General features: G+C 39.4%; 5 protein-coding genes, 1 tRNA gene and 1 other RNA gene. 1 reads left to right on the forward strand and 6 read right to left on the reverse strand.

From position 1 onward, the window contains the following. Nucleotides 1-287: 287 nt before the first annotated feature. Complete coding sequence (locus AL038_RS10390) at nt 288-6,416, forward strand: AAA family ATPase (protein WP_062152545.1); 6,129 nt, start codon at nt 288-290, stop codon at nt 6,414-6,416. Between the two features lie 110 nt (nt 6,417-6,526). Here AL038_RS10390 and AL038_RS10395 read toward each other — a convergent pair whose 3' ends face one another. The 6 genes from AL038_RS10395 to argE form a co-directional block, all read right to left on the reverse strand. Beyond that, the gene (locus tag AL038_RS10395) at nt 6,527-8,293 is read right to left on the reverse strand and encodes a BatD family protein (protein WP_062152547.1); all 1,767 of its coding nucleotides are present in this window, start codon (nt 8,291-8,293) and stop codon (nt 6,527-6,529) included. A 327-nt stretch (nt 8,294-8,620) separates the two neighbouring features. After that, entirely contained in the window at nt 8,621-10,261 is a 1,641-nt protein-coding gene (gene dnaX / locus AL038_RS10400; protein WP_062152549.1) for a DNA polymerase III subunit gamma/tau, read from the reverse strand. Nucleotides 10,262-10,381: 120 nt separating this feature from the next. Beyond that, an RNA gene (ffs, locus tag AL038_RS10405) (signal recognition particle sRNA small type) lies at nt 10,382-10,477 on the reverse strand. A 16-nt stretch (nt 10,478-10,493) separates the two neighbouring features. Beyond that, nucleotides 10,494-10,584, reverse strand: a tRNA-Ser gene (locus AL038_RS10410). Between the two features lie 169 nt (nt 10,585-10,753). Beyond that, nucleotides 10,754-11,287 (reverse strand): gamma carbonic anhydrase family protein, encoded by a 534-nt coding sequence (locus tag AL038_RS10415; protein WP_101539192.1) that lies wholly within the window; start codon nt 11,285-11,287, stop codon nt 10,754-10,756. 9 nt (nt 11,288-11,296) lie between these two features. After that, on the reverse strand, nt 11,297-12,448 hold the full coding sequence (gene argE / locus AL038_RS10420; RefSeq protein ID WP_062152554.1) for an acetylornithine deacetylase: 1,152 nt from the start codon (nt 12,446-12,448) through the stop codon (nt 11,297-11,299). Nucleotides 12,449-12,576 lie beyond the last annotated feature (128 nt).

Below are 12,576 nucleotides of genomic sequence, written 5' to 3' on the forward strand. Positions count from 1 at the left end.
TATATATTTATAGGATGAATAACGCTTTATTTTTAGAATTCTCTTAAAACATGAAAAATTCTTTGCAAACAGTCTTTTTACTAATTATGATTGTTTGTAGGGTAATAAAAAATTAAACCAAACAATAACGACTAGAAACACATCTCAATTATCATCTCATGGCTAATTACTAAATTGATTAGTTTTAAAAAATATGCTTCGTTGGTACAGAATTTGATAAACATGGTGGAACGAGTTACTTATTTCCATTCTTAACTAATTATTTTTAATGTTGTATTGGGGAAATTATGCTTTCAATAGCGGGTTATACTTTGCTTGAAAAATTATCTGATAGCATTTACACACAAATTTATCGCGGATACCGTAATACCGACCAATTGCCCATTATTTGTAAAGTATTGAGCAATCCACATCCTTCCCCCAGAGAAACTGCACAATTTCAACGTGAATATCATTTAACACTTAGTCTTAATTACCCCGGTTTTATTCGCGCCTATGAATTACAACCCTATAAAAATAGTTGGGCAATGATATTAGAAGATATTGGCGGTTGTGCATTAAGTCAGTTATCAACAAACTATAAAACAGATATTCATAAATTCTTACAGTTTGCTATTCAACTAACAGATATTATCGGTGAATTACATCAACGAAATATTATGCACAAGGATATTAACCCTTCTAATATCATCATTAATCCTAAAACCGAACAAGTACAACTAATTGATTTTGAAATTGCAACCGAATTATCCCGTGAAACTCAAGAAATTTGTAATTTAGATACCTTAGAAGGCAATCTTTGCTACATCTCGCCCGAACAAACAGGACGCATGAATCGCAGTGTTGACTATCGTACTGACTTATATTCTTTAGGAATAACATGGTATGAAGTGTTGACTGGATGTTTACCTTTTAAAGCAAACGATGCAATGGAATGGGTGCATTGCCATATTGCCAAATTACCACAAGCCCCTATTGAGATAAATCCGCATATTCCTTACGTTTTATCATCAATAATTATGCGATTATTGGAAAAAACGGCAGAAAATCGATATCAAAGTGCTTTTGGCTTACAAGTCGATTTACAACAATGCTTAACACAACTCCAAACCACAGGACGTATTGAAACCTTTACCATCGGCACTAAAGACGCATCCAGTTACTTTCAAATTCCTGAAAAACTATATGGACGTGAAACAGAAATTGAAATGTTATTAAATAGTTTCGACTGTGTCAGTAATGGTCAGAAAGAATTGATGTTGATTGCGGGTTATTCAGGAATTGGTAAATCTGCACTCGTTCGTGAAGTGCATAAACCGTTTGTCAAAAAACACGGCTATTTTATCAGTGGTAAATTTGACCAATTTAAACGGAATATTCCTTATGATTCTTTATTCCAAGCCTTTCGAGGATTAGTCCGCCAATTACTGACAGAAAGCGATAGTCAGCTTGAAACATGGCGAGAAAAATTATCTATTTATCTAGGGCCTAACGGACAAATATTAATCGATGTTGTACCCGAAATTGAACAAATTATCGGCAAACAAGCACCCGTCCCTGAGCTATCACCCAGTGCAACGCGCAACCGCTTTAATCTCGTTTTACAAAATTTTATCCGTGCCTTTTCTTCAGTACATCCCTTTGTGATTTTTTTTGATGACTTGCAATGGGCTGATACAGCAACGCTGCAATTATTAGAACTCCTCATGGATGATAATAAACAGCGACACCTCTTTATTATTGGTGCTTATCGAGATAACGAAGTCGATGAGTTTCATCCCTTGATGCTCACGCTAAAAAATATTGAACAACAACAAGCTACTGTAAACTTTATCACCCTGAAACCACTGGCGTTACCACATGTCATGCAACTGGTTGCCGATAGCCTAAAATCTACGCCTATAGAAGTCATTCCCTTTGCACAACTGTGTTGGGAAAAAACATTAGGTAATCCTTTCTTTTTAAATCAATTACTCCATGCTTTTCATCAAAGCGGGGCGATTACTTTTGACAAACAACAAGGGATTTGGCAATGGCATATAGAACAAATGCAACAAGCCGCTATTAGCGATAATGTCATTGATTTAATGGTTAAAAAAATCCAACAACAACCTGCAAATAGTCAAGCTGTTTTAGAATTGGCGGCTTGTATTGGTAATCAATTTGATTTAAAAACACTTGCGATTGTCAATCAAAAATCTCTCATGGAGACCGCAGAAGAATTATGGCTGGCATTGAGAGAAGAATTAATACTTCCATTAGGAAATATTTATAAATTTGTTAATCAAACAAAATATACTCAAACTGCAACAGAAATAGCGGACGAACAACCCATAGAAATGTTGATTCCGCTCTATCGCTTTATTCACGACCGTGTACAACAAGCCGCCTACTCGTTAATTGATGACACACAAAAAGTAGCAACCCATTTACAGGTTGGGCGATTACTATTAGCAAACAGTTCAAAAATAGAATTAGAAGAACATTTATTTGAAATTGTTAATCATCTGAATATTGCCGAAAAACTGATTGACTCTGTAGAAGAACGCCATCATTTAGCCGAATTAAATCTTAATGCAGGGAAAACTGCAAAAAGTGCCGCCGCTTATGAACCCGCACTCTCCTATTTACAACATGGATTAACCCTTTTACCCCCCAATAGCTGGGATACACATTATCATTTAAGTCTTGATTTATATGTAGAAGTAACAGAGGTAGCTTTTTTAAACGGCGACTATTCCCGAATGAATCAGTGGGCGCAGTTGGTTTTACAACAATCACATAATTTGTTAGACCGCGTGCGAATCTATGAAATTCAGATTCAAGCCTTTATGGCACAAAATCAGCCGTTAAAAGCCATTGAGTTAGCATTAGATGTCTTGCAAATGCTGGGCGTTTCTTTTCCAAAAAAACCAACGATGTTTCATGTATTACATGATGTTTATCGCGCCCGTTTTATGTTATTGGGCAAAAAAATTGAAAAATTAAGCCGTCTGCCTGTCACAACAAATCCGCATGACTTAGCTGTTATGCGCATTATGAATCGCATTTATTCCGCCGCGTATATTGCAGATACAAAACAAATGATTTTGACCTCCATCAAATTAATGAGTTTTTCTGTACAACGGGGAAACAGCCCAATTTCTGCCTTTGCGTATGCGAGCTATGGGCTGATTTTATGCGGGGTAGTGGGAGAAATTAGTACAGGGCATCGTTTTGGTAAACTGGCGTTACAAGTCTTGGATGATTTTAATGCGAATGAATTGAAATGTCGTACTTATTTTATGGTTTACAACTTCGTTTGGCACTGGGAAGCCCCACTTAGAGAAACGCTCGCGCCTTTACTAGAAGCCTATCAAGTAGGCGTTGATACGGGAGAATTAGAATTTGCGGGCTATTCCATTTTTATGTACTGCAATTACAGTTTTTTTGCAGGACTGCCTTTAGAAGAACTTTTTCAAGAAACCGCAAAATATGTTACGGCCATTGACCAAATTCAACAACAAACACCTTTGTATTACAATCAAATTGTTTTACAAACCATTTCAAATTTTCGCGGTGCTAATCCACATCAACCTTGGTTACTGGTTGGTGATGTTTATGATGAAACCCGTATGTTACCTATACACACACAAGCTAATGATATTACAGCATTAGCCTTTTTGTATGTGCATAAAATGATATTGTGCTATTGGTTTGAACAATATGAATTAGCGGTAAGCTATGCAGAAAAAGTCAATACGATGGGGATTGCCTCCATGTTTCACAGCACCGTGTTTCACTTTTATGGCGCGTTGTCACGCTTAGCATTACTGCAAATAGGCAAAAAACCCACTGCCCAACAGCTTAAAGGGCTAGAACAAGATATTAAAAAAATAAAAAAATGGGCAAAACACGCGCCCAGCAATAATGCGCATCGCTATGCTTTTATTCAAGCAGAACAAGCAAGATTGAAGGGGGATGAGCTAAAGGCGATGCGTTACTATAAACAAGCGATAGAGTTGGCTAAAAAGCATCATTATCGCCAAGAAGAAGGGTTAATTTGTGAACGTTATGCCTATTTTTGGCAGACTAAAGCAGACAATAATATTGCCTCAACCTATATCAAAGAGGCGTTTTATCTATACCAACTTTGGGGCGCAACGGCTAAGTTAGATTTATTAAAAAGTCGCTATCCTGAATTAAGTTTAGGGGTTTCTGTAAAATCGCTCACGATTTCACAAACACGCACAACGGTTAATACGAACAATACTCGACGGAGTAGTGCATCAGATAGCTTAGATTTAAGCTCTATTATCAAAGCCTCCCGCAGTTTATCAGAAGAAATTCAACTTGACCGCTTACTAAAAAAACTCATTACCATCGTGATGGAAAACGCGGGCGCGCAACATGGCATGTTATTACTAGAAAAAAACGCACAATGGTTTATAGAAGCACACAGTAATACGCAAAGTCTGGCTATTACCGCTTCTCATCCACTAAAAAAAACCACGGATGGAGAAATTCCCGTCGTCCCTGTTACCCTTATTCAACAAGTTATCCACACACGCCAAGCGAAAATTTTAGACAATGCTTGCGAGGATAATCTTTATAATACCGATAGCTATATAAAAGCCCAAAAAATAAAATCTATCTTATGTAGTCCTGTCTTAAATCAAGGAAAATTAGTTGCCATTATTTACTTAGAAAATAATCTTAGTAATGCCGTCTTTACGGCTGACCGTTTAGCATTAGTGCAGTTACTGGCTAATCAGTTAGCAATTTCTATAGAAAACGCGCGTTTATACGCCAGTCTTGAAGAAAAAGTAAATCAACGTACAGAAAAATTAGCACATGCTAATCAAGCCATTCAAAATCTAAACCAGCAATTAGAAATAGAAAACCAGAAATTAGCCATTGCACGTCAAGAAGCCCTCACCGCGACAGAATCTAAATCTGCATTTTTAGCGAATATGAGCCATGAAATTCGTACCCCCATGAATGCTATTATTGGCATGGCTAATATTTTAGAAGGAACACAACTGGATGAAGAACAACAAGAATATTTAAGTACGATACGCACCAGTAGCAATACTTTATTAACGTTAATTAACGATATTTTAGACTTTTCTAAAATTGAAGCCAAAAAACTTGTTTTAGAACAACGCGAGTTTGATTTGCGTGACTGTGTAGAAAATGCGCTGAATTTAACCAGTGGTAAAATAGTTGAAAAACCACTGAATTTAATCTATTTTTTCGCAGATACTGTTCCTCAAAGTATCATTGGAGACAGCACAAGACTACAACAGATTCTTGTTAATTTATTGAGTAATGCCTTTAAATTTACAGAACAGGGGGAAATTAACATTTATGTGCAAGCACAACGCATAGATGACAAACTGCAACAAATTCAATTTACGGTACAAGATACGGGCATCGGTATTTCAAAAGACAAGATAGCTAGATTATTTCAATCATTTAATCAAGCTGATGAATCTACTACACGCAAATATGGTGGAACAGGGTTAGGACTAACGATTAGTAAACACCTGAGTGAATTAATGCAAGGGCGTATTTGGGTAGAAAGCAAGGAGAATGTCGGCTCATCGTTTCATTTTACCATTCGCGTTCCCGTCACAAATAATCAGCCACAGCAAATCCTTTATGAACCGCATCCACAGTTAGCGGGAAAAACCTTGTTATTGCTGGATATGTTGCCCAGTAATCAACATTTATTACAGGCGCAGGCACAACGCTGGGGAATGCACGTTTTGACGGCGGTTCCTACGCCTGAAACTTCAATAGACCTTGCCATAATGGATATTAACAATGTCTCAACACCAATACAGGTATTACCAAATTGCCCACGGATTGCCCTAGCCAATTTGTGTAGCAAACAACAACGCCAAGCAGCGTTTGCGGCTTGTTTGACGAAACCCATCCGTCCTAAACGCTTATTAGACCTCTGTTTACAATTGATGGAGCAGACTACAATGCAGGAAAATCCTGTACCAATAGCGAAATCTATTTTACCCACAATACAATCACCAACAGAGTCATTAGAAATTTTACTGGTGGACGATAATGTTGTGAATCGTAAAGTGGGGATGTTACAACTAAAAAAATTAGGCTATCGTGCTGATGAGGCGGTGGATGGGTTTGATGCGATAGAGGCTTTACATAAAAAACTCTATGATATTATCTTCATGGATATGCAAATGCCTAAAATGGATGGATTAGAAGCAACCAAAATAATTAATGACACATGGAAAGTTGCAGAACGTCCATGGATTATTGCAATGACCGCGAATGCTATGAAGGAAGACCGTGAAAAGTGTTTTGCTGCGGGTATGCAAGATTATATTGCTAAACCGGTGTTACCCGTTGACTTAGAAGCGGCACTAAAAAAAGCGAAAGAATTCCGTGCAAAAAGATAGAATAAACACTCCCGTTGTTTGAGTCAGGATTTACAGGATTTTTAGATAGATAAAAATTGAGGAGGGCTAACCTCCTCAATTTCTAATAAATAACAGAATGCTAGCTAACGCTATAATTTAAATAAAGGGGCTAACGTTTCTGTTGTTTGGACAGATTTTCGTTGCGTTTGTGTTCTTAAATAGGCTTGTACTGCCTCCCATAGCGTATTTCCTTGCCATTCAGTGATTTGTTGGCTATATAACAAGCGATTTAACGTTTGCACTTCATGCTGAATAGGTTCGCCACAACGCACCCCAATATCGCCTAAACTCACGGGGGGGCGGTCTTGCCAATGCGTTTTTGCCCATGCTAACAATGCCGTTTTAGCTTGAATGGCATCATTAAAACGACAGGCTTGTTGTAGCAAATAAAGCGGTTTTTTCTGCCCGTTTGTTTGACGGACTTGTTGCGCTTGATGACGTGTCCATGCCCATACCAACAAAGTTAAGAACCAACCAAGGGCTAAACACCCACTCACCCATTGCCAGAAAGAAGATTCAACTGTAACCGTTGTTAGCGCAGGTGTTGAGGATGGCGCAATCACGGGTGCAGGTGTGGGTGCAACGGGCGTTGCTTGAGGGGTCGCGTTAACGGATGTCGGTTGCACAATCGGTGCAGGATTTGTTGTCGCTTCTGCACTAGGTGCTACTTCAATGGTTTGAGCGGGTAATGTAGCGGTTTCTAATTGATTTGTGTTGGTATTCCACCAAGGGATTGAAATCGCGGGTAGTGTATAACTACCTGCTTTAGAGGGAATCATTGCTATTTTTTCTTGGCGAGAGCTAATAACACCGCTACTTGTCATCTGTTCATTAGGTTTTGCCTGATCAGGATAGGCTTTTAACTCGACGGGTAAATGTCCCGTATTCATTAATGTTGGTAATTGCCCTGCGGTTAGACCATTCGCGTTTAAAGTAATCGTGCGTGTAACGGGTTCGCCCACTTTAAATTTTGGGGGATTAGGCGACCAATCTTCTTGTAATACCAATTGTTTTGCAGGTAGCCATTGTTGCCCTGTAAAATCGCTGGGTATGGGTTGCACCGTCACATCCACCGCATCCGACGTAATTTTTTTCGTTGTCCCTGTTGTTTGTGTAAAAAAACTATCAAACGTAGAACGCGAATAGCGGTTAGCATCTAATAACTGTGCTTGTAGTGTTAAAGGTTCAATATGTAACGTACCACTTTTTTGTGGAAAAATAGCATATTTGCGCTCTACAACAGCATATTGTTTATTATTTCGTTGCGTACGATAGGTAATATCTTCCCCTAAGCGTTGTACAACGGCATCACCCTCACCAATTTTTAAATCAGTTAAACTGGCATTGGCAATATCAATCGAGCGAAATAGGCGTAAAGTATAAATAATTTGTGATTGTACATAGGCTGTTTTTGGTTCGACATCTACCTCTAAAAACAAGGTTTGATTTTTATCGTCATTGCTATTACTAGCAGCTTCTGCGGTTACGGTAATTTGCGTGGCAGAACTATGGGTGTTACCAAAATCAATTTCAGGAATGGTTAATACCCCTTTATGTTTTGGCATGAGTGTTAATCGCCATATCATCTGGTTGGTATAATCGCGATTAATCATAGTGACTTGATTGCTTTGTGCTTGGCTTAAAATCTCAAAGTCTTGACTAAGTGGTTTAAAATCAGGTGTGCCAACATTTCCTGTTGCCGTAAATGTTACCTCAAACGATTCATTTTCCTGAATTTGTTGGCGGTTAATGTCGACATCAATCCCCTCAGCAAAGCCATAAGCACTATAGAAAAACAATATCCAAAGCCAGCCTATTTGTTTGAACATAATCCCTTTATTTGCTGTTATAAACATTATTAATACCCACTTGTTGAACAAGACAAAATCTTAAACCTGTTATTTTCTTTACTTAAATGAATAAAATATTCTCATTTAGTGGAAAAGTTCAGTAAATTTTACAAGTATTTGGTTGTCAGCGGGATGAATGCAAGATTAAACTTCGTTAATCAGTCATTACAAGGGGAAATAGTGTGTTATTGCAAAAAATAGTGTTTTGGTAGGATTATCTGCATTAAAACTAACACTATTTTTAAGATGAAAAATTAAGAATTTCTTAAACTTCCGTAGGATATTGCAATGATTAGTTTGATTTATTTTGCATTATTTAATCATAAAATCAAATTAGCTCACATGCTTAGTAATACGACGCACTTGGCCGCTAAAATGTTCTTGCACAGCTTGTACAAAAGGGTCGTTATGAATATCTTCATGTATTTGTTTTTCGTTTTCAGCTTGTTGACGTTTTTGCTGTAGTGCAGGCGTATCGCCTGATAATTCACCAACTCGAATGCGTAAATGAATATTAGCATCACAATGTTGTTGTAATGCCTGTTCTAACTTACTTGATTGATTAGCCAACGCTTGATTAGAGTTAGCTAAGACTAAATGAATTAAATTACCGTCACGTTTCTCAAAAGCACAATTAACGGCTAATTGTTTAACAAACCCCTGAATAGCCAATGTTTGTAAAATTTGTGTCCATTCTTCGGCATTCGTCAATGCAACAGGTTCAGTTAATACAGCAACCGCGTTATTTGGAGGCTGTACAGCGGATAGGTTAGAACTCGCTGATGATGCGGGTGTGGATTGTACGGGTGAGGATTGAACAGGTGTAGGCGTTGTTGGTTGTGGACGGGGTGGTGTGCTGGTACGCGTAGCAGGCAAACTGCCAAATCCTTCAGGACGAAAGGCTATCATGCGTAAGGCTATCATTTCAAAACCACTGCGTGCCTCAGGGGCAAGCGGTAAATCGCGCCGTCCTAACAACGCAATTTGATAAAATAATTGTACATCTTCGGGGCTAAGTTGTTTTGCGAGTGCAACGATTGCTGGGCTGTCACTTTGCATCATATCTACCGTTTCTGGGACAACTTGCGCAATCGCAATTCGTTGTAAAAACGAGAGCAAATCTGCTAATAAGTGCATAAAGTCAGGGTTTTGTTCAGCAACTTGTGCAATTTGTTGTAATAACCCTGCGGCATCGTTATCAGCTAAAGCTTGTACAATAGCAACAACAATATGTTGGTCTAATGTACCTAACATAGTCCGTATATCGTCTGTATTAACACTACCACCACTGTAGGCTATCGATTGGTCTAGCAAACTGAGTGCGTCGCGTAAACTGCCATCTGCCGCAACCGCTAATAATTGCAAAGCAGGTATTTCAAAAGGAATGGCTTCTGTTGTTAGAATATTTTCTAAATGTTGAGCAATATGTTCAGCAGCTAGGCGTTTAAGATTAAACTGTAAACAACGTGATAAAACCGTCGCGGGTAGTTTTTGCGGGTCGGTTGTTGCGAGTAAAAATTTAACGTGGGGTGGGGGTTCTTCTAGGGTTTTTAACAGTGCGTTAAAACTGCCCGTGCTGAGCATGTGGACTTCATCTATTAAATAAACTTTGTAACGTCCACGAGTAGGCGCGTATTGGACATTTTCTAAAATGTCGCGCGTATCTTCTACACGGGTGCGTGAAGCGGCATCAACTTCAATTAAATCAACAAATCGTCCTTCATCCACTTCTCTACAGGTATTACAAGTGCCACACGGATGAGAGCTAACCCCATGCGTTTCGCAATTGAGCGATTTTGCAAAAATACGTGCAATGGTGGTTTTCCCTACACCACGTGTGCCTGTAAACAAATAAGCATGGTGTAACCGGTCATTATCAAGCGCATTTGTCAAAGCCCTGACTACATGGGTTTGTCCTACCATTTCGGGGAATTTATGCGGTCGCCACTTACGTGCAAGAACTTGATAAGCCATTATTTATCCTTTAAACAAAATCAGGAATCCGTGTTGTGCAACAGGCAAACAACACGCCATGAATTGTTACAGAATAAGTGTTGAGGGGAACAAAGACAAGGATAAAACGGGGGGTGGCAACCACGCCAGCTACACCACGGCACTCACTCGATTACTACTGCTGCTTCCTTCCGGACCTGACAGGGTTTATAACTTCATGATGCGAGGGAACCAACATGGTCACCATAGAAACTGGCGGAGAGAGAGGGATTCGAACCCTCGGTACGCGATAAACGTACACACACTTTCCAGGCGTGCTCCTTAAACCGCTCGGACACCTCTCCTAATTGGAATATCAATTAGCTAAGACAATTGCTTAAACGAATTGAGCGAAGAAGTATAGCAGTTCACCAGCACAATTGTAAAGATACTATTTTATGTCCATCAGACAAAGATGAAAGTGCATGACAGCACAAAAGACGTAGCTAAATGCACCCTGATATAGACTTATTTTTAACTTTTATCCCCTTCCAGCCGTAACCCCGATAAATACCGTTTAAAGTTTTCAACATAATGTTTAGCTGATTGTTGTAAACCAACAAGCTCTGCATCCGTTAATTGACGTTTAACTTGTCCCGGACTGCCAACCACTAGTGAATTATCAGGGATAACTTTCCCTTCAGGAATTAACGCATTCGCACCAATAATGCAGTTTTTACCAATATTCGCATGATTCAAAATGACAGCATTAATACCAATTAAACTGTTATCGCCTATTGTACAGCCATGTAACATCGCTAAATGTCCTACTGTCACGCCTTTACCTATTGTCAGTGGTACGCCTTTGTCCGTGTGTAAAACTGAACCGTCTTGAATATTCGTATCTTCACCAATCACAATAGGGTCATTATCGCCGCGAATCACCACGTTAAACCAAATACTAACCTGATTATGTAAAATAACTGAGCCAATAACCGTTGCATTATCCGCAATAAAATGACTGTTGCCGATTAATTGCACGTGTCGCTCTTCTAGGGTGTAAAGCATGATTTCCTCCTACAAGCAAAAATGTTGAATGGTTTGTTTTAAAATATTGAGCATAGGCACTATACGGTCTGTGCCTAAATATTCATCAGGTTGATGCGCTTGTTCAATATCCCCCGCACCTAAAATAATCGTTTCCATTCCCAGTTGTTGCAAATACGGGGCTTCTGTGCCAAAAGCGACTCCTGTCGCGCTGTGATGGGTTAATTTTTCTGCCAAACGCACAATGTCTGCGGTTGCGGGTGTTTCCATTGCGGCAATACCTTCAAATAAGGCTTTAAACTCAACTGTTAATCCTGTATCCGCAATGACTGACCGAACCCGTGCATGAAGTTCTTGCCGTAATTCATTGAGTTTCATCGTTGGTAAAGGACGTAAATCGATATGTAATTCGCAATCGGCACAAATTCGATTGGGATTATCGCCCCCGTGTATATGCCCTAAATTCAAGGTCGGCACAGGAACGAGAAAATTTGGATTCTGATAAGTCGCTTGTAACGTTTCGCGCCAGCGAATTAACTCGCCTAACACTCGATACATACCTTCTAACGCATTGTTACCTAAAGCAGGATTGCTGGAATGTCCTGATGAACCGATAAGACGTATCGATTCCATAAAAATGCCTTTATGTAAACGAACAGGGCGCAAACCTGTCGGCTCACCGATGAGTGCATAACGGGCTTTCGGATAACCTGCTTTCGCTAAAGCCCGCGCACCTGCCATTGTCGACTCTTCATCAGCGGTAGCAATCAGAATTAATGGATTTTTAGGTTGTTTTAGCGATAAATCTTGCACCGCTTGCAACACCATCGCAAAAAACGCCTTCATATCGGTTGTGCCTAAACCATACCAACGATTATCTTTCTCAACCAATTGAAACGGGTCTGTTTGCCAACGTCCCAAGTCATACGGTACGGTGTCAGTATGCCCTGCGAGAACTAAACCGCCCGCGCCCGTACCCAACGTTGCAACGAGATTGTATTTATCTAATGCAGGATTAACGGGCAATATTTCGCAGCGAAACCCTAAAGACGCACACCAACTGGCTAACAGCTCAATAACCGCCCGATTACTTTGGTCAAATTGCGGACTAGCGGAACTGACAGAAGGTAAGGCAACCAGTTGATGAGTAAGCGAAAAGAGCGACGGGAGGATGAATGACATGAGAACCTTGAAAACGGTAAGAAATAGACCAATACTGAATGATTGTTTACACTGTTGATTGTGGCTTAAGCTACATCCTGAAACAAGTTTTTACATCGGATTTTCCATTCACTGGTAAAGGATTCACA

Origin of the sequence: Beggiatoa leptomitoformis (assembly GCF_001305575.3) — a bacterium.
GTDB classification, from domain to species: domain Bacteria; phylum Pseudomonadota; class Gammaproteobacteria; order Beggiatoales; family Beggiatoaceae; genus Beggiatoa; species Beggiatoa leptomitoformis.

Coding starts and splice junctions, on each gene's coding strand:
- AL038_RS10390 (WP_062152545.1), top strand. CDS start 288: ATGCTTTCAATAGCGGGTTATACTTTGCTTGAAAAATTATCTGATAGC.
- AL038_RS10395 (WP_062152547.1), bottom strand. CDS start 8,293: ATGTTTATAACAGCAAATAAAGGGATTATGTTCAAACAAATAGGCTGG.
- dnaX (WP_062152549.1), bottom strand. CDS start 10,261: ATGGCTTATCAAGTTCTTGCACGTAAGTGGCGACCGCATAAATTCCCC.
- AL038_RS10415 (WP_101539192.1), bottom strand. CDS start 11,287: ATGCTTTACACCCTAGAAGAGCGACACGTGCAATTAATCGGCAACAGT.
- argE (WP_062152554.1), bottom strand. CDS start 12,448: ATGTCATTCATCCTCCCGTCGCTCTTTTCGCTTACTCATCAACTGGTT.